At 71.4% G+C, this 18,185-nt stretch carries 14 protein-coding genes; 4 read left to right on the forward strand and 10 right to left on the reverse strand.

Features of this window, described 5'->3' with window-relative positions:
• The first annotated feature begins 114 nt into the window (after positions 1-114).
• A complete protein-coding gene (locus RM446_RS00320; protein ID WP_311542970.1) occupies positions 115-813 on the forward strand; it encodes a class I SAM-dependent methyltransferase in 699 nt (232 codons plus the stop codon).
• A gap of 34 nt (positions 814-847) precedes the next feature.
• Here the strand turns inward: RM446_RS00320 and RM446_RS00325 are convergent, their stop codons facing one another.
• Entirely contained in the window at positions 848-1,786 is a 939-nt protein-coding gene (locus RM446_RS00325) for an SGNH/GDSL hydrolase family protein (RefSeq protein ID WP_311542971.1), read from the reverse strand.
• 252 nt (positions 1,787-2,038) lie between these two features.
• Here RM446_RS00325 and radA point away from each other — a divergent pair, with 252 nt between their 5' ends.
• On the forward strand, positions 2,039-3,400 hold the full coding sequence (gene radA / locus RM446_RS00330) for a DNA repair protein RadA (RefSeq protein WP_311542972.1): 1,362 nt from the start codon (positions 2,039-2,041) through the stop codon (positions 3,398-3,400).
• A 135-nt stretch (positions 3,401-3,535) separates the two neighbouring features.
• Here the strand turns inward: radA and RM446_RS00335 are convergent, their stop codons facing one another.
• Positions 3,536-4,330, reverse strand: a complete 795-nt coding sequence (locus RM446_RS00335; RefSeq protein WP_311542973.1) for a hypothetical protein — start codon at positions 4,328-4,330, stop codon at positions 3,536-3,538.
• Positions 4,331-4,396: 66 nt separating this feature from the next.
• On the opposite strand from RM446_RS00335, the gene RM446_RS00340 reads away from it, so the two are divergent.
• Entirely contained in the window at positions 4,397-5,272 is an 876-nt protein-coding gene (locus RM446_RS00340; RefSeq protein ID WP_311542974.1) for an A/G-specific adenine glycosylase, read from the forward strand.
• Positions 5,273-5,322: 50 nt separating this feature from the next.
• On the opposite strand, the gene RM446_RS00345 is transcribed toward RM446_RS00340, so the two are convergent.
• From RM446_RS00345 to RM446_RS24800, 4 genes are all read right to left on the reverse strand, one after another.
• Positions 5,323-6,174 (reverse strand): DUF3105 domain-containing protein, encoded by an 852-nt coding sequence (locus RM446_RS00345; RefSeq protein ID WP_311542975.1) that lies wholly within the window; start codon positions 6,172-6,174, stop codon positions 5,323-5,325.
• A 184-nt stretch (positions 6,175-6,358) separates the two neighbouring features.
• Positions 6,359-8,869 (reverse strand): ATP-dependent Clp protease ATP-binding subunit, encoded by a 2,511-nt coding sequence (locus tag RM446_RS00350; protein WP_311542976.1) that lies wholly within the window; start codon positions 8,867-8,869, stop codon positions 6,359-6,361.
• 449 nt (positions 8,870-9,318) lie between these two features.
• Positions 9,319-9,657 (reverse strand): histone-like nucleoid-structuring protein Lsr2, encoded by a 339-nt coding sequence (locus RM446_RS00355; protein ID WP_311542977.1) that lies wholly within the window; start codon positions 9,655-9,657, stop codon positions 9,319-9,321.
• A 227-nt stretch (positions 9,658-9,884) separates the two neighbouring features.
• The gene (locus RM446_RS24800) at positions 9,885-10,160 is read right to left on the reverse strand and encodes a hypothetical protein (protein ID WP_398694229.1); all 276 of its coding nucleotides are present in this window, start codon (positions 10,158-10,160) and stop codon (positions 9,885-9,887) included.
• A gap of 597 nt (positions 10,161-10,757) precedes the next feature.
• On the opposite strand from RM446_RS24800, the gene RM446_RS00360 reads away from it, so the two are divergent.
• On the forward strand, positions 10,758-14,153 hold the full coding sequence (locus RM446_RS00360; RefSeq protein ID WP_311542978.1) for a UvrD-helicase domain-containing protein: 3,396 nt from the start codon (positions 10,758-10,760) through the stop codon (positions 14,151-14,153).
• Positions 14,154-14,188: 35 nt separating this feature from the next.
• Here the strand turns inward: RM446_RS00360 and RM446_RS00365 are convergent, their stop codons facing one another.
• The 4 genes from RM446_RS00365 to RM446_RS00380 all read right to left on the reverse strand — a co-directional run bounded on the left by RM446_RS00365 (position 14,189) and on the right by RM446_RS00380 (position 18,166).
• Positions 14,189-14,734: an amino-acid N-acetyltransferase gene (locus tag RM446_RS00365; protein ID WP_311542979.1), complete on the reverse strand. Its 546-nt coding sequence runs from the start codon at positions 14,732-14,734 to the stop codon at positions 14,189-14,191.
• A gap of 149 nt (positions 14,735-14,883) precedes the next feature.
• A complete protein-coding gene (locus RM446_RS00370; protein WP_398694270.1) occupies positions 14,884-15,108 on the reverse strand; it encodes a LuxR C-terminal-related transcriptional regulator in 225 nt (74 codons plus the stop codon).
• 710 nt (positions 15,109-15,818) lie between these two features.
• A complete protein-coding gene (gene lysX / locus RM446_RS00375) occupies positions 15,819-17,315 on the reverse strand; it encodes a bifunctional lysylphosphatidylglycerol synthetase/lysine--tRNA ligase LysX (protein ID WP_311542981.1) in 1,497 nt (498 codons plus the stop codon).
• 71 nt (positions 17,316-17,386) lie between these two features.
• Positions 17,387-18,166 (reverse strand): type III pantothenate kinase, encoded by a 780-nt coding sequence (locus RM446_RS00380; protein ID WP_311542982.1) that lies wholly within the window; start codon positions 18,164-18,166, stop codon positions 17,387-17,389.
• Between the last annotated feature and the right edge of the window lie 19 nt (positions 18,167-18,185).

The following is an 18,185-nucleotide window of genomic DNA, read 5'->3' on the forward strand; positions in this document are numbered from 1 at the left end:
TGCTGTGGCGGCTCGCTGGATCGGGGCCCGGCCGCGGGCGCGCCGCAGCCGGAGTCCGGGCGCGTCCCGGGAATCCGCGCCGGGCACCCACCGGGGCCTCCTATCCTTCGGCGGGTGAGAGCAGCGCTGGCGGGGGCGGTCCCGAGCCCCAACATCTGGCACCACCCGCGCGTCTACGAGGTGGAGAACCGGGCGGCCGACCCCGACGGGGTCATCGACGCGGCGATGCGCGAGGTGCGCAGTACGGCGGGCGCCCACGTGCTCGACATCGGCTGCGGCGACGGCTACCACCTGGCCCGTTTCGCCCGCGAGGCCGCGCGGGCGACCGGTGTCGAACCGCACCACGGGCTCGCCCGATCGGCCCGGGCCCGCACGGCCGGCATGCCCGGGGTGCAGGTGCGCACCGGGGTGGCCCAGCGGCTCCCCGTCCCCGACGCCTCCGTCGACGTGGCCCACGCCCGCTGGGCGTACTTCCTCGGGCCCGGCTGCGAGCCCGGGCTGGCCGAGCTGCGGCGGGTCATGCGGCGCGGCGGGGTGGCCTTCGTCATCGACAACGACGCCACCCGAAGCACCTTCGGCGGCTGGTTCCGCCGGTTCCTGCCCGGCTACGACCCCGAGCGGGTCGAGCGGTTCTGGTTCCGGCAGGGGTTCTCGAGGACGCCGCTGACGATGCGCTGGTTGTTCCGCAACCGCGCCGACTTCGAGGCGGTGGTGCGCATCGAGCTGTCCCCGCAGGTGGCCGACGAGGTCGTCGCCGAGCACCCCGGACTGGAGGTCGACTACGCAGTCAACCTCTGGTGGCGGGAGTACTGACACGCCGGACCGGGCGCGGCGCCGCGCCCGGGGGTCACAGCCGCGGGCTGCCCTTCTGCACCTCCTCGGCTCCCAGCGCCTCCAGCACTCGCTGGCCGACCGCGGCCATGCCCGCCGAATTGGGGTGCACGGGCGCCGCGGGGCGGTTGGGGAAGATGCCCTCGACCCACCGGTCGCCGGGGGCCGCGCACATGTCGTGTCCCGGGCCCGCGGTGTCGACGTACACCGCCCCCGCGTCGGCGGCCGCCTTGGCGATGACCGTGTTCAGCTCCGACCAGATCCCGTAGAGGTACTCGACGTCGCCGTCGGCGAAGGGGGCCTGCAGGCAGGTCTCGTGGCGGGGCAGCAGCTCCGGGTAGCCGACGACCGCGACCTCGGCGTCCGGACTGCGTTCGCGGACGCCCTCCAGCACCCCGCCGATGCGCTCGCCCACCTCGGGCAGCCGGTCGCGCAGCTCGTCGCCGCCCGGCCCGGTGTAGTGATCGCGGCAGGGGTCGCCGCCGAGGTCGGTGGGCGCCAGGGCGAGGCATTTGAGCGCGACCTCGGCGTATCCGAGGTCGTTTCCGCCGACGCCCAGGGTCACCAGGGTGGTGTCAGCCGTCAGCGCGTCCAGCTGCGGCGGGTTGGAGACGAGCGCGAGGTTCTGCGGTTCGGTCATGTCCTCGGTTTCGGCGCCGATGCAGCTGGCGTCGGTGAACTCGGCGGCGCCCAGCGCCTCGGCGACGCGGTTGGGGTAGTTGGAGCGGGAGCGCAGGCACAGCGCGGGCTCGCCGTACTGCGGCGGGATGAACGGGCCGGAGGTGAACGAGTCGCCCAGCGCGACGTACTCGGCGGCGGTCCCTTGTGCGCCGCCGTCGGCGGCGGCCGCGGGAGCGGGGGCGGCGGTGGCGGTGGCGGTGAGGACGAGCACGCAGGCGGGGGCGAGGACACGGGCGGCGGGTGCGCCGCGGCGGGCGGCTCGGACAGCGGACACGGGCGGCTCCTGGTTGACTGCGGGCGCCGAGCGGATCGGCGGGGCAGGCGCGAACGGCGCGGAGGATCCGCCCGAGTGCGTCGACCCCGAATGTCACCGCCCGAGTGCGTTGCGTCAACACCCGCGACCACACCCGGACACCGACCTTGTGCGACGTTTACCTCACCGAACGTAGTCACAGTTCACCCGGTTTTCCACATACCGCGCCCGCGGGGGCACCCGCTGTCTCCCCCGGCCGCTACCGTGCAGGGCATGGCCAAGGCTGCGAAGACCACCTTCCGCTGCAGCGAATGCGGCTGGACCACCCTCAAATGGGTCGGACGCTGCGGCGAGTGCCAGGCATGGGGCACCGTCGAGGAGTCCGGCGCACCCACCTCGACCGTGATCGCCCCCGCTCGGGTCTCGACCCCGGCGCGCCCCATCACCGAGATCAGCGTCGAGACCGCGCACGCCTCCCCCACCGGTCTGGACGAGCTCGACCGCGTCCTGGGCGGCGGCGTCGTCCCCGGCGGGGTCATGCTGCTCGCGGGCGAACCCGGCGTGGGCAAGTCCACGCTGTTGCTGGAGGTCGCCTCGCTCTGCGCCGACTCCGGCCCGGTGCTCTACGTCACCGGCGAGGAGTCCACCGGCCAGGTGCGGCTGCGCGCCGACCGGCTGGGGGCGCTCTCACCCAAGCTGTTCCTGGCCGCCGAGAACTCGGTGGCCTCGCTGGTCAGCCATGTCGACGCGGTCGCGCCGTCGCTGCTGATCGTCGACTCGGTGCAGACCATGAGCTCCCCCGACGTCGCGGGCGTGCCCGGCGGTGTCACCCAGGTCCGCGAGGTCGCGGGGGCCCTGATCCGGCTGGCCAAGGAGCGCGGGATCGCCACCGTTCTGGTCGGCCATGTCACCAAGGACGGCTCCATCGCCGGGCCCCGGCTGCTGGAGCACCTCGTCGACGTCGTGCTGCAGTTCGAGGGCGACCGCCACTCCCAGCTGCGCATGCTGCGCGCCGCGAAGAACCGCTACGGTCCCACCGACGAGATCGGCTGCTTCGAGCTGACCGACTCCGGCATCCTCGGCCTGCCCGACCCCAGCGGCCTGTTCCTCACCCGCCGCAACGAACCGGTGCCCGGCACCTGCGTCACCGTCACCCTCGAGGGCCGGCGCCCGCTGATCGCCGAGGTCCAGGCGCTGGTGGCGTCGTCCAACCTCCCCCAGCCCCGCCGCGCCAACTCCGGGCTCGACACCGCGCGGGTGAACATGGTCATGGCCGTACTGGAGCGCCGCGCCCGGGTACGCATCGCCAACTCCGACGTCTACGCCTCGACCGTGGGGGGCGTGCGGCTTGGCGAGCCCTCGGTCGACCTGGCGCTGGCGCTGGCGGTGGCGGGCTCGGTGCGCGACGAGCCGCTGCCGCGCGGCGTGGTCGCCATCGGCGAGGTCGGCCTGGCCGGCGACGTCCGGGCGGTCACCGGCGTGCAGCGACGGCTCGTCGAGGCCCAGCGGCTGGGGTTCACGCGGGCGATCGTGCCGCACCACAGCGAGGAGCCGGTCGAGGGGATCGAGGTCGTGGGCGTCGACGACGTCGGCGGCGCGCTCCGCTCGGCCTTTCCCGCACCCCAGCCGAGCTGACCGGCGCTTGATCAGCAGGGATCGCCCACCCGCCAGGCCGGGCGCATCACCGTCGATCTTGTAGCTGTCGTGATGGAAAGCGATTGCCATTTGCGATGGCTACAAGATCGACGGCGCGGGGCCTGCGGGCGGCGGTCAGTTCAGCCGGAACACCTGCGGTTCGGCATTCTGGTCGTACTTGCTGTGCAGCTGCACCACGTAGGTCCCGGGCCGCTTGGCCGTGACGTTGCGGTCGGGGCAGTCCTTCCAGGAGCGCTTGCGGTCCCAGGTGACGGTCGTGGTGTAGGGCACGCCGCGCTGCAGCTTCTGCTTGTCGGAGGAGGATCCGCCGGCGCAGTCGCCGGTCGAGAAGATCCGGTCGTCGCCGGAGGTGACGCGCAGCTCCAGGCTTTCGGGGCCGACGTCGACGGTGCAGGTCTGGTCCTCGGTGTTGACCAGGCTCAGCTTGAACTTCGGCTTGTCGTTCCAGTCGTAGTCGCTCTTGTCGGTCTTGACGGTCACCACCACGTCGGACGGCCGACAGGGGTCGCCGGGCTCCTCGGGGGCGGCGACGCCTTCGGAGCCGCCGGAACCGCCGCCGTCCCCGGAGCCGCCGCCCGACTCGTCGCCGGAGTCGCCTCCTGCGCTCCCGGTGCCGCCGCCCTCACCGCCGCCCTCACCGCCGCCCCCGCCGTCCTGGCCGGCGCCGGCGGAAGGGCTGGGCGAGGCGCTCGGGGACGCGGGAGGTGAGACACTGGGCGACGACTCTTCGGGCGTCGGGCTCGGCGCGCTGCCGGTGCCGGACGCCTCGTCGCCTTCGCCGGGTGACGACGGCCTGGTGCAGGCGTAGGTGATCAGCGCCACGACGACGAAGAGCCCCACCAGAACGAAGACTCGCCTTCTCCAATATGTCTCGGGACTCACCGGCCCCGGTCCAGCACTTGATGCCATGGGCGCAGTATTCCGGGTTTCCGGCCGCCGTACCTACTCAACCCGCCGATCCACACATCGATTGACATGTTCGACAACCCTTACAGCACAGCCGTTCTCGCGTGGTACGAGACCAATGCCCGCGATTTGCCCTGGCGCCGCGACGACGCCACCCCCTGGTCGATCCTGGTCAGCGAGATCATGCTGCAGCAGACGCCGGTCGCGCGGGTGCTTCCCGCCTGGGAGGCCTGGATGCGGCGCTGGCCCTCCCCCGCGCACCTCGCCGAGGAGCCCTCCGGCGAAGCGGTGCGGATGTGGAATCGGTTGGGCTACCCCCGCCGGGCGCTGAACCTGCACGCGGCCGCCTGCGCCGTCGTGGAGCGGCACGGCGGGGAGGTCCCCTCCTCCCATGCCGACCTGCTCGCGCTCCCCGGCGTGGGCGCCTACACCGCGGCCGCGGTCGCCAGCTTCGCCTTCGGCCAGCGGCACGCCGTCCTCGACACCAACGTTCGGCGGGTGCTGGCGCGCGCCCACACGGGGGCGGAGTACCCGCCGAAGACCCAGACCAAGGCGGAGGTGGCGCTGGCGGAGTCGCTGGTGCCGCCGGACGCGGCGGTGGCGGCCCGCTGGGCGGTGGCGGTGATGGAGCTGGGTGCACTGGTGTGCACGGCCCGCTCCCCCGCCTGCGCCGAGTGCCCCCTGTCCGCGCAGTGCGCCTGGCGGCTCGCCGGGAAGCCCGCATACGAGGGCCCGCCGCGCCGCGGCCAGACCTACGCGGGCACCGACCGGCAGGTGCGCGGCCGGCTGCTGGCGGTGCTGCGGGAGTCGCCCGCGCCGGTGCCGAAGTCGGCGCTGGACGTGGTCTGGCAGGAGCCGGTGCAGCGCGAGCGCGCGCTGGACGCGCTCGTGGCCGACGGCCTGGTGGACCCGCTGGACGACGGCACCTACGCGCTGCCGCACTGACCCGGAGGGCCGGCGCCCGGTGGCCGCACCGCGGGTCGGCCGCGCTCGGCTCAGGCCGTGTCGAGCGTCTGGTCGGTGCCGCCGCTGCAGGGCGCACCGGGCTCGGGCGTCTGCGGCCCCTGCACGTAGGTGTTCAGGAACTCCGCGATGCGCTCGTCGTCGGGTTCGTCCACGACAAGGCGCTTGCCCCAGGCGACGAGGACGATGTTCTCGCGCTGAAGGGTGTGTGCGGGGCTGACGAGCAGGTAGTCGCCCTCGCGGTACAGGCCTTCCAGCGTCATCCGGACGTCTCCGGGCTGGTTGTCCTTGTAGCTGATCCACACGGCCCCGTGCTCCAGGGAGTGCACGGCGTGCTCGGGCTTCAGCTCCTTCTGGTAGACGCCGCAGTTCTGCCACACCGGGTCGTGCCTGCCGCCGGGCGGCGGATACAGCTCGTAGGAGACGAGCTCCTCGGTGTGCTCGCGCGGAACGTCGGTGAAGGACCGCACACCGGCCATGTCGCCGGGCTGGTGGCTGCCGGGCAGGTCCTCCTCGGGCGCCGCGGAGCCGCCGCTGCCGCCGCGCAGGAAGAAGTAACCGGCCACTCCGCCACCGACCACCACGAGCACGAGGACCAGGGCGCAGCCGCCCAGCACCCACCACAGCGCGCCCGAGGAGCCCTTCTGCCGGCCTCCGCCGGGCGGAGGCCCGTACCCGTATGGCGGCTGACCGGGAGGCCCGCCCGGCGGCGGCCCCTGCGGGTAGCCGTGCGGGGGCCCGTAGCCGCCCGGGCCGGGCGGGCCGCCCGGATGCGCGTACTGCGGTCCGGAGGGCTGTGCCTGACCTCTGGGACCGCCCGGCGGCGGCTGCCCGCCGGCGGGTTGCGGGGGCTGGTACGGAGGGTTGCTCTCAGGGGGAACCACAGCCGAACCCTATCGAGCGGACGCGGTGCTCGGGTACGCCCGACCGGTCGTTCCCCCGCAGGAAGCCGTGGGAGCGCCCGAGGACACCGCGACAAAACGGAAGGGGCGGCCCCGAAGGACCGCCCCCGCTGGTCGCCGCCGGAGCACCGGCGCCGGACCGATCCGGCTCGGCCGGATCCAGCAGCTACTCGCCCTTGCCGGCCGCGGTCTCCTCCACAGCGGGAGTGTCCGGGACGGACTCGGGCTTGGGCACGCCGTGGAAGGTGAACTTGCCGTCGGTCCCCTCGCCCTCGGCGTCGATCACCACGATCTGCCCGGGCTTGAGGTCGCCGAAGAGGATCTTCTCCGACAGCGCGTCCTCGATCTCGCGCTGGATCGTCCGGCGCAGCGGCCGGGCCCCCAGCACCGGGTCGTAACCGCGCTCCGCCAGCATCTTCTTGGCCCCCGGACGCAGCTCCAGCCCCATGTCGCGGTCCTTGAGCCGCTCGTCCAGGGCGTTGACCATCAGGTCGACGATGTCGATGATCTCCTGCTCGGTGAGCTGGTGGAACACGATGACGTCGTCGACGCGGTTGAGGAACTCGGGCCGGAAGTTCTGCTTGAGCTCTTCCTGGACCTTGGCCTTCATCCGGTCGTAGTTGGTCTGGGCGTCGTCCTCCTTGGCGAAGCCCATCGCCGCGCCCTTGGAGATGTCGCGGGTGCCGAGGTTGGTCGTCATGATGATGACCGTGTTCTTGAAGTCGACGTTGCGACCCTGGGCGTCGGTGAGGCGCCCTTCCTCCAGGACCTGCAGCAGCGAGTTGAAGATGTCGTTGTGGGCCTTCTCGATCTCGTCGAAGAGGACCACGGAGAACGGCTTGCGCCGCACCTTCTCGGTAAGCTGGCCGCCCTCCTCGTATCCGACGTAGCCGGGAGGCGAGCCGAACAGCCGCGAGACGGTGTGCTTCTCCATGAACTCGCTCATGTCGAGCTGGATCAGCGACTCCTCGTCGCCGAAGAGGAACTCCGCCAGCGTCTTGGACAGCTCGGTCTTGCCGACCCCGGAGGGGCCGGCGAAGATGAACGAGCCGCCGGGGCGCTTGGGGTCCTTCAGACCGGCGCGGGTGCGCCGGATGGCCTGCGAGAGCGCCTTGATGGCGTCCTCTTGGCCGATGACCCGCTTGTGCAGCTCTTCCTCCATGCGCAGCAGCCGGGAGGACTCCTCCTCGGTGAGCTTGAAGACGGGGATGCCGGTGGCGGTGGCCAGGACCTCCGCGATGAGCTCCTCGCCCACCTCGGCGACGACGTCCATGTCGCCGGCCTTCCACTCCTTCTCCCGCTGCGCCTTCTGCGTTAGCAGGTTCTTCTCGTCGTCGCGCAGCGACGCCGCCTTCTCGAAGTCCTGGGCGTCGATCGCCGACTCCTTGTCGCGGCGCACGTCGGCGATCTTCTCGTCGAACTCGCGCAGGTCCGGCGGCGCGGTCATGCGGCGGATGCGCATCCGCGAGCCGGCCTCGTCGATGAGGTCGATCGCCTTGTCCGGCAGGAAGCGGTCGCTGATGTAGCGGTCGGCCAGCTGGGCCGAGGCCACCAGGGCGCTGTCGGTGATCGACACCCGGTGGTGCGCCTCGTAGCGGTCCCGCAGGCCCTTCAGGATCTCGATCGTGTGCGAGATCGTGGGCTCGTCGACCTGGATCGGCTGGAAGCGGCGCTCCAGCGCCGCGTCCTTCTCCAGGTGCTTGCGGTACTCGTCCAGCGTGGTCGCGCCGATCGTCTGCAGCTCGCCCCGGGCGAGCATGGGCTTCAGGATCGACGCGGCGTCTATCGCGCCCTCCGCCGCGCCGGCGCCCACCAGCGTGTGCAGCTCGTCGATGAACAGGATGATGTCGCCGCGGGTGCGGATCTCCTTGAGGACCTTCTTCAGCCGCTCCTCGAAGTCGCCGCGGTAGCGGCTGCCGGCCACCAGCGCGCCGAGGTCGAGGGTGTAGAGCTGCTTGTCCTTGAGGGTCTCGGGGATCTCGCCCTTGACGATCTTCTGGGCCAGTCCTTCGACGACGGCGGTCTTGCCGACACCGGGCTCACCGATGAGCACCGGGTTGTTCTTGGTTCGGCGCGACAGCACCTGCATCACGCGCTCGATCTCCTGGTCCCGCCCTATGACCGGATCCAGGTTGCTCTCGCGCGCGGCCTGGGTGAGGTTGCGCCCGAACTGGTCCAGCACCAGGGAGGTGGAGGGGGTGGACTCGGAGGAGGCACCCGTGGCCTGGGGCTCCTTGCCCTGGTAGCCGTGCAGGAGCTGGATGACCTGCTGGCGCACCCGGTTGAGGTCGGCGCCGAGCTTGACCAGCACCTGGGCGGCCACGCCCTCGCCCTCGCGGATGAGGCCGAGCAGGATGTGCTCCGTGCCGATGTAGTTGTGCCCGAGCTGCAGGGCTTCCCGGAGGGAGAGCTCCAGAACCTTCTTGGCGCGGGGGGTAAAGGGGATGTGGCCGGAGGGGGCCTGCTGACCCTGGCCGATGATCTCCTCCACCTGCTGCCGAACCGCTTCGAGGCTGATTCCCAGGCTCTCCAGAGCCTTCGCAGCGACGCCCTCACCCTCGTGGATGAGGCCGAGCAGGATGTGCTCTGTACCAATGTAGTTGTGGTTGAGCATCCTGGCCTCTTCCTGGGCCAGGACCACCACGCGCCGTGCGCGGTCGGTAAACCTCTCGAACATGTCTCGTCGCTCCTCACAGAGCGGTCAGGCAGGGACGGAAGTTCCGACCCTCGCTTTCCGCATTTCGGCCCCTCAGGGGAAAGCCCCGTGGAGGCGCTGCCGCACCCGTCCACCAAGCGGCCGGCGTCGCGGCCCGCCCGACGAACACATCCTGCATGGAAGGTCGCTGCCGACCTTCCATGCCTGAGACTTTCCCCGACGATAGGGCGTTCATCCTCATCCAACTACCTGACGGGGGCCCAGTGTTCCGACTACGCCGCAAGCGAACGGCCCGCGCACCCCGGTATATCGAGGGCACACGGGCCGTGGACACGCATTCGCACGCAGATTTGCTCTCAGCGAACAGCCGCGGTCGCCGACCGGCCCGGCGGTAATGGTCCTGCGCGGCTCTCGCGGGTTCCGGAGAGGTCCGCGCAACCGCCACTCGCGAGCCGGCGCCGGTCGAGGGCTCAGCGCTGCGCAGCCTCGTACTCGGCGACGATGGCCGCAGGGATCCGGCCGCGCTCGTTGACCTGCTTGCCCGCGGCCTTCGCCCACGCGCGGATTTCGGCGCTGCGCTCGCGGCTGGGGGCGTTGCGCTGCTGGCGCTTGCCGCCGCGCCCGCTGGTCTTGGACGGTGCCTTGCGAGCCGCCTCGACGTAGGGCGCCAGGGCCTCGCGCAGCTTGGTGGCGTTGCCGGCGCTGAGGTCGATTTCGTAGGAGGAACCGTCGACCCCGAACGAAACGGTCTCCTCGGCCTCGCCGCCGTCCAGATCGTCGACGAGAAGCACCTGAACCTTTTGTGCCATAGATAGAACCTTTCCAGCAGAGCGGTGCAGTGGCACCTGAATATAAAGCTATCCCGAGAGAACGCGGAAGACAATTCTCCACGCCACCGAAAACCGGACCAGCCTATGCCGGGGCCGCGAGCGCGAAGCAAATCGCGGCTCGGCCCCGATACGGGCCGCGCCTCCCGGACCAGCCGTCGGAGTCGTTAACGCGAGACGCGCACCGCTCCTTTCCCGCGCGTAACCGGTTAGCGGTCGTCCCGCCCGGGACCGTCGTCTGGAAGTTCCGCCCCAGAAGCCTCTGCGTCCTTTGCCCCGCCTTCAGCGGCGAAGTCATCCGCCTCCGGCTGCGACGCCGTTGCGGCGCTCGCGGTTCCGCGGCCGGATGACGTGTCCGCCTCGCTCACGAGTCGCCCGTCCGACGTTCTGGGAGCCATCTCCTTACGGAGCAGCTTCACGACGAACGTGCAGAAGACGGCCGCGACCACAGCCGGGGGGAGCAGCGCCGACAAAACGTCGCCCATCGAGCGCACCCCTTCCTTGGTGTCACTTTATGCAGCAATTACCCCACGGAGGGGTGCCGCCGAGTCGGATCGGCGGCAGGCTGAGCCGCCCGCTCATACATCGATTGCGGACACCGTCATCATAGACATCCTTCGCACCCGCGCGGACACCGCCTGCGGGAAGCTTTAGCCGTTCCACCGAAAGCCCGCTGTATAAGGGGTTTCCGGGTGCGACGGGACGTCTCCGGCCGCCTGCGGGCAGCCGACCGCAACCGAATCGCCATAGAAATGACGGCGTCCCGTGGCCGAAGCGGCCGAACACGCGTGGGATTGGATGCCCCGGTGGATCAGGCATATGGTTCAGCCGCCCTCCGGGCGGAGGAGGGGGAGCGAAGACGCCCTGGCAGGCGCATCGCACATCTCCACCGCATTGGACACATTACCCGGTCGTATACACCTCTCCCGCCCCGGTCCGCATAAGCCGCGAAGGGTCCCGGCCGGTTGTGGGATCGTGGCACCCTGACTCGGGCGAGTCCGGCGTCCGCGGTCCGGAGCCGGCGCGACTTCCGCGTGTTCACCGCGCGACCCGGTCACCGTGGGCATTGAGAGGACCTCACCGTGGAGTTCCACGCAGATCTGCATATTCACTCCAAGTACTCGCGGGCTTGCAGCAAGGATTGCGACCTGGAGCATCTGGCGTGGTGGGCGGCGCGCAAGGGCATCGGAGTCGTCGGCACCGGTGATTTCACTCACCCCGCCTGGCGCGAGGAGTTGCGCGCCAAACTGGTCCCGGCCGAGCCGGGCCTGTTCCGCCTGGCCCCGGATATCGAAGCCGAGGTGCTGCGCACTCTGCCGCCCGCATGTCGGAATCCGTCGCGCTTCATGCTGTCAGTGGAGATCTCCACCATCTATAAACGGGGCGAACGGACTCGAAAGGTACACCATTTGCTCTACGCGCCCACGATGGCGGCGGCCGAGGCCATCACCGCGGATTTGGCCCGGATCGGCAATCTCGCCTCCGACGGGCGCCCCATCCTGGGCCTCGATTCGCGCAACCTCCTGGAGATCACCCTCGCCAGCGACCCCGGAAGCTATCTCGTGCCGGCGCACGTGTGGACCCCGTGGTTCGCCGTTCTCGGCTCGAAATCCGGATTCGACGCCGTCGCGGACTGCTACGCCGACCTCGCCGAGCACATCTTCGCCGTGGAGACCGGACTCTCCAGCGACCCGGAGATGAACTGGACCGTCTCCTCTCTGGACGGTTATACGCAGGTCAGCAATTCCGACGCCCACTCGCCGCCGATGCTCGCCCGCGAGGCCACGCGCTTCGGCACCGATCTCGATTACTACGCGATACGCCGCGCCCTGGAGACCGGCGACGGATTCCGCGGCACCGTCGAGTTCTTCCCGGAGGAAGGCAAATACCACCTCGACGGCCATCGCAGATGCGGGGTGCGCCTGGAACCCGACGCCACCCGCGAGCGCGGCGGCCTCTGCCCGGTGTGCGCCAAGCCGCTGACCGTGGGCGTCTCCCACCGCGTGTTCGAACTTGCCGACCGCCCGATCGGGCACCGCCCCGACGGCGCGACCGGGTTCACCAGCCTCGTGCCGCTGCCCGAGGTCGTCAGCGAGATCGTCGGCGTGGGCCCCAAGAGCAAGCGGGTGCAGGGCGAGGTCGCCCGGCTGGTGGGCGCGCTCGGCTCCGAGCTGGACATCCTCTCCGCTGTGCCCGCCGACGAGGTCGCCCGCGCCGGCGGCACCCTGCTCGGCGAGGCCGTCACCCGGCTGCGCGCGGGGGCGGTGATCCGCGACGCCGGCTACGACGGCGAGTACGGCACGATCCACATGTTCGAGCCCGGCGAGCTGGCCGCCGCCGACGCCGCGCCCGCGCTGTTCGACGCCGGAGAGCTCGCCGCGCCCTCCATCTCCCGGCCCGCCGCGCCGCGCAGGCCGAAGCGGCCCGCCGACCCGAGCGAGGGCGGGGCCGAGCCCGTCCGCAACAGGGGCGCCGCCGGTGCCTCGCAGCCCGGCCCGCCCGGCGGCGCGCCGGGTCGCTCCGGCAGCGGCGGGGGCGCCCGGGGCGGCACCGGCGAGCCGCATGCGACCGCTCCAGGTGCCGGCTCCATCGCCACGGTTTCCGTACCCGCGCCCTCCCCCGCCGCAACCGCTTCCGGAGCCGCAGCGGCCGCCTCAGCCCCGTCTGCGGTACAGGCAGCCGCCACGCTAGAGGCGAACGGCCCGGATTCCGGCGAGCTGTTCCCCGAAAGCGCGTACGGCGACCCCGCCCCCGCCCTCCGGAGCCTGCTCGACGGGCTCGACCCCGAGCAGCGCGCCGCGGCCGAGGCCCCCGGCGGCCCGCTGCTGATCGTCGCCGGTCCGGGCACCGGCAAGACCCGCACGCTCACCCGGCGCATCGCCCATCTCGTCGCCGAGCGCGACGTCCCCGCCGACGGCTTCCTGGCCATCACGTTCACCCGCCGCGCCGCCGACGAGCTGGCCGAGCGGCTCCGCGACCTGCTGGGCGAGCGTGCTCGCGACCTCACCGTCGCCACGTTCCACCGGCTGGGCCTGCTCATCCTGCGCGAGCAGCACGAGCGCGCCGGGCTGTCGGCCTCCTTCGGCATCGCCGACACCGCACGGCAACTGGCGGTGGCCGCCGAGGCCGCGGGCTCCGAGCAGGAGGGGCGGCGCCTGCTGTCCCGGCGGGACGCGGGCGAGCCCGCGGCGGGCGGCGCGGACGCCGCGTATGAGCGCCGGATGCGCGAGCTCGACCTGGTCGACTTCATCGACCTGGTCGCCCTGCCGGTGCGCCTGCTCGACGCCGACGACGCCCTGGCCGACCGGTACCGGCGGCGCTGGCCCTGGATCAGTGTCGACGAGTACCAGGACGTCGACGAGCGCCAGTACGCGCTGCTGCGCCTGCTGGCTTCACCCGGCGGGAACCTGACCGCCATCGGCGACCCCGACCAGGCGATCTACGGATTCCGCGGCGCCGACGTCGGCTTCTTCCTGCGCTTCACGGAGGACTTCCCCGGGGCCGCCGCCGTCCGGCTCGGCCGCAACTACCGCTCCAACTCAGCGATCGTCGACGCCGCCGTCCAGGCCATCGCCCCCGCCTCGCTGGTACCGGGCCGCGAACTGCGGGCGGTCGGCGACTTCACCGACCCGCCCCGCATCGGCCTGCACACGGCCGCCGACGAGCAGGGGGAGGCCTCGTTCGTGGCGCGCTCCATCGACCGCTTGCTGGGCGGTACCTCCTGGCACTCGCTGGACAGCGGCCGCGTCACCGGTGACGGCGACGGCGGCCTGTCCTTCAGCGACTTCTGCGTCCTCTACCGCACCGACGCCCAGAGCGAGGCGGTCATGCGCGCATTCAACACCGCCGGCGTGCCCTACCAGAAGCGCTCGCACGACCGGCTGCTGGCACGGCCGGGCGTGCGGATGCTCGCCGACGAGCTTGCCCGCCGTCCCGACGGGCCGCTGGCGGAGCGGGTGCGCTCGGCGGTGGCGCTGCTGTGCGACCGCCACGCCGACGACGAGGAGCGCTGCGCCGACCTCCGGACGGCGGGTGAGCTGGTGCTCCCGCTGGCCGCCGAGTGCGGCCGCGACCTGGGCGAGTTCCTGTCGGCGCTGGCCATGGGCGCCGAGGTCGACGCGCTGGACCCGCGGGCCGACCGGGTCGCGCTGCTGACTCTGCACGCGGCCAAGGGCCTGGAGTTCCCCGTGGTGTTCCTCGTGGGCTGCGACGACGGGCTGCTGCCCTTCCGGCTGCCGGGCGAGGCGCGCGGCGCCGCCGGCGAGAACGAGGAGCGGAGGCTGTTCTTCGTCGGGCTCACCCGCGCCCGCCGGCGGCTCTACCTCTCGCGGTCGCGGCGCCGCACCCGGCGGGGCACCCCCTATGACACCGCGCCTTCGGCGTTCCTGGAGGCGATCGACCCGAGCCTGACCATGCCGGTCGACGAGGAGTCGGCCACCCGCCGGCGGCCGCGCGAGAAGCAGATGCGCCTGCTGTGAGCGTGCGCGCCGGCCGCCGAGAGCGGGCGCGCGCGTCAGTGCGTCCGCGGAGTGCCGGGCTCGTTGAGGTGCACCAGCATCCGGGTGTTGCCCAAGGTGTTGGGCTTGACCCGCTCCAGGTCGAGGAATTCGGCCACGCCCTCGTCGTAGGAGCGCAGCAGCTCCTCGAACACGCGCGGTGAGACGGGTGCGCCCTGGATCTGCTCGAACCCGTGCCTGGCGAAGAAAGCGGTCTCGAAGGTCAGGCAGAACACCCTGCGTATGCCCAGCTCGCGGGCGCGGTCGAGCAGCGCGGCGACGATGCTGTGGCCGACGCCGCGGCCCTGGGCGACGGGGTCGACGACCACGGTGCGGACCTCGGCCAGGTCCTCCCACAGGACGTGCAGTGCGCCGCAGCCGACCACGGCGCGGTCCGCCCCGTCGCCGATCTCGGCGACGCAGAACTCCTGAACGTCCTCGTAGAGGTTGACCGTGCTCTTGGTGAGCACCCGGCGCTCGCCGCTGAAGGAGTCGACGAGCCTCCGGATGCCGGCGACGTCGCGGGTGCGCGCGCGGCGCACGGTGACCTGGGTTGCGTGCATGACTGCATCAGGTTACTCGGCTGCGGCTGCGCGCAGCCACGGCGCAGGCCCGCCGCCCCGCCGGGACAGGGCGGAGGCGGCGCGCCGCGGCGTCGGTTCCTCGAGGGGTGCGTTCAGCCGTTCGGTGCGGTGGGATTCGGTTCCTCTGGCTAGATCAGCTGCTTGCGCGCCGCCCAGACGACAGCCTCGATGGGGGTGTTGACCCCGAGCTCGTCGCAGATCGCCCGGAGGCGGCGGCGCAGGGTGCGCGCGCTCAGCTCCAGGCGCCGGGCGGCCACGTCCGTGGTCACACCGGTGGCGATCTCAGCGAGAAGCTGGAGCTCGTCGTCGGTCAGGTTGACCGGAAGGTTCTTGCCCCCTTCGGGGACCGGCACCGGGGTCGACACGATCCCCTCGCGCACAAGCGCGGTGGCGGGGTCGTTCGCGGCACGACGTACGAGTGTGGCCTGTTCCACTCCGTCCTCCCTCATCCGTGGTGAGTGCGGAACAACAACTCGTCACCGAAGCGATCTGCGATGGGCCGAGGCGCGCCTCTGGACACGCGGGCGCCGACGTTCCCCGGCAGGGCTCCCCGGCTCCGGTGCGGCGACGCCCTTCTGGCACAAGGGCGAAGCGCCCGGCGAGCAAGGGCGTTCGCCACCGGTCGGTGCGGTCTGGGACGGACAGATCGCACGCGGGCGCTCACGGCCGAGAATGGTGGAACCGGCCAAGCCGTGCCCAGCCATCCTCACTCACCGTCATATCGATCCACTACGGCAAACCAGCGGAGCGGAGCTCCGCTCGGTTTGAAACGCTAGGCCGATGCGAACTGCCCGTCAAGGTCGATTTGACTACTTTGCGTAGTATCGCAATTATCCCAGGTCACAGAGGTGTCGCTTAAGAAAACCTCATAGATGAGACTGACCTGCGAAAAGAACCTTCGCACAGCCGCCCGGAAACCCCCTCGCGGGCGACAGGCGGCGTTTACCCGAAGTATTCTGGGAGGCGGCCACTGACCTGCGGTTTCTCCGAATCCTGGAACATCACGATCCCGCAACGAGATCGCGGGGCGGGGCGACCGGCATCGCCGGACGCCCCGTTACCCTCACTCGGGCTTGACGATCGGGAAGAGGATGGTCTCGCGGATATTGCGCCCCGTGAGCGCCATCAGCAACCGGTCGACGCCCACACCGACGCCGCCCGAGGGCGGCATGCCGTACTCCAGCGCGCGCAGGAAGTCCTCGTCGAGCTGCATCGCCTCAGGATCCCCGCCGGCGGCCATCAGCGACTGCTCGGTCAGCCGGCGCCGCTGCTCGACCGGGTCGACGAGCTCGGAGTAGCCGGTGCCCAGCTCCATGCCGAAGCCGATCAGGTCCCACTTCTCGGTAACCAGCGGGTCGTCGCGGTGCCGGCGGGTGAGCGGGCTGGTCTCCAGCGGAAAGTCGCGTACGAAGGTGGGCTGCTGCAGCGTGTGCTCGACCAGCTCCTCGAACAGGTGCTCGGCCAGCTTCCCCTGGCCCCAGTCCGGGCTCCACTCGACCCCGCGGGCGTCGGCGACCTTGCGCACCGCCTCCACCGGCGTGCGCGGGGTGACCTCTTCGCCGACCGCCTCGGAGACCGCGTCGTAGAGGCGCACCGACGGCCAGGCGCCGCCGAGATCGTACTCGGTTCCGCCGCGCTCCACCACGGTGCCGCCGAACGCGGCGCGGACCGCGCCCTGCAGCAGTTCGCGGGTGAGGTCGGCCATCACGTCGTAGTCGGCGTAGGCCTGGTAGAACTCCAGCATCGTGAACTCGGGGTTGTGCGTGGAGTCCGCGCCCTCGTTGCGGAAGTTCCGGTTGATCTCGAAGACCTTCTCGATGCCTCCCACGACGAGCCGCTTCAGGTACAGCTCGGGTGCGATGCGCAGGTACAGGTCCAGGTCGTAGGCGTTGATGTGCGTGGTGAAGGGCCGCGCGGTCGCGCCGCCGTGCACCCGCTGCAGCATCGGGGTCTCGACCTCGGTGTAGCCGCGCTCGTGCAGCCCGTCGCGCAGCGCGCGGATGGCCGCGGCGCGGCTGTGCACCATGGCGCGCGCGTCGGGGTTGACGATCAGGTCGACGTAGCGCTGGCGGACCCGCGCCTCGGGGTCGGTCAGGCCGCGGTGCTTCTCCGGGAGAGGCCGCAGGCACTTGGCGGTCAGCTTCCAGGAGTCGACCATCACCGACAGCTCACCGCGGCGGGAGGTGATGACCTCGCCCTCGACTCCGACGTGGTCGCCGAGGTCGACGTCGCTCTTCCAGGCCGCCAGCGAGTCGGGGCCCAGCTTGTCCAGCGACAGCATCACCTGCAGGTCGCCGGTGGCGTCGCGGAGGGTGGCGAAGCACAGCTTGCCGCCGGTGCGGTAGAGCATGACGCGCCCGGCGATGCCGACGCGCTCACCGGTGGCCGAATCCGGTGTGAGGTATCCGTGTTTCTCCCGGATCCCACCGATCGTCGTGGTGCGGGGGAACCCGAACGGAAAGGGGTCGGTGCCCTCCGCGCGCAGGCGGTCCAGCTTCTCCCGCCGGACCCGCATCTGCTCGGGCAGGTCGTCGTAGGATTCGTCCAGTCCTTCGCTCACGCAGTGAATCCTATCGGCCCGGTGCGGGTGGCCCCGACGTGCGATCCCTCCCCGGCCGGCCCGCCGGCCGCTCAGGCGTTGCGCTGGAAGACCAGGCGCAGCCCGACCAGCGTGAGCCAGGGCTCGTGCACGTCCACGGTCTCGCACTCGTCGACGACCATCGGCGCCAGCCCGCCGGTCGCCACGACGGTGACGTCGTCGGCATCGTCGGTCAGCTCCTGGGCCATGCGGTCGACGATCCCGTCCACCTGCCCGGCGAACCCGTAGACGATGCCCGAGCGCAGCGCCTCGGTGGTGTTCTTGGCGACCACGGAGCGGGGCTTGACCAGCTCCACCATGTGCAGCTGCGCTCCGCGGCGCGAAAGGGCCTCGACCGAGATGTCGATCCCCGGCGCGATCGCCCCGCCCACGTACTCGCCCTTGGGGCTCACGGCGTCGAATGTCGTCGCCGTGCCGAAGTCCACCACCACGGCCGGGCCGCCGTACTGCTGCACGGCCGCCAGCGCGTTGACGATGCGGTCGCTGCCGACCTCCTTGGGATTGTCCATGCGCACCGGCACGCCGGTCTTCACGCCGGGCTCGACGATGACGGCGGTGACGTCGCCGAAGTGGCGGCGGAACATCTCGCGCATCTCGTGCTGGACCGAGGGCACCGAGCAGCACAGCGCGATGCCGTCGACCTGCCCGCTGGCGACGATGGAGCTCCCTCCGATCAGGCCGTGCAGCACCACGGCCCACTCGTCGGCGGTGCGGCGCGCCTCGGTGGAGACCCGCCAGTGCTCGACGAGCAGCTCATCGTCGAAGAGGCCGAGGACCGTGTGCGAGTTGCCGACGTCGATCGCAAGGAGCATCTGGGGCCTCTCGTGATGA

The organism is Streptomonospora wellingtoniae (assembly GCF_031845375.1).
Classification (GTDB): domain Bacteria; phylum Actinomycetota; class Actinomycetes; order Streptosporangiales; family Streptosporangiaceae; genus Streptomonospora; species Streptomonospora wellingtoniae.

Coding starts and splice junctions, on each gene's coding strand:
- radA (WP_311542972.1), top strand. CDS start 2,039: ATGGCCAAGGCTGCGAAGACCACCTTCCGCTGCAGCGAATGCGGCTGG.
- RM446_RS00335 (WP_311542973.1), bottom strand. CDS start 4,330: ATGGCATCAAGTGCTGGACCGGGGCCGGTGAGTCCCGAGACATATTGG.
- RM446_RS00340 (WP_311542974.1), top strand. CDS start 4,397: ATGTTCGACAACCCTTACAGCACAGCCGTTCTCGCGTGGTACGAGACC.
- RM446_RS00350 (WP_311542976.1), bottom strand. CDS start 8,869: ATGTTCGAGAGGTTTACCGACCGCGCACGGCGCGTGGTGGTCCTGGCC.
- RM446_RS00355 (WP_311542977.1), bottom strand. CDS start 9,657: ATGGCACAAAAGGTTCAGGTGCTTCTCGTCGACGATCTGGACGGCGGC.
- RM446_RS24800 (WP_398694229.1), bottom strand. CDS start 10,160: ATGGGCGACGTTTTGTCGGCGCTGCTCCCCCCGGCTGTGGTCGCGGCC.
- RM446_RS00365 (WP_311542979.1), bottom strand. CDS start 14,734: ATGCACGCAACCCAGGTCACCGTGCGCCGCGCGCGCACCCGCGACGTC.
- RM446_RS00380 (WP_311542982.1), bottom strand. CDS start 18,166: ATGCTCCTTGCGATCGACGTCGGCAACTCGCACACGGTCCTCGGCCTC.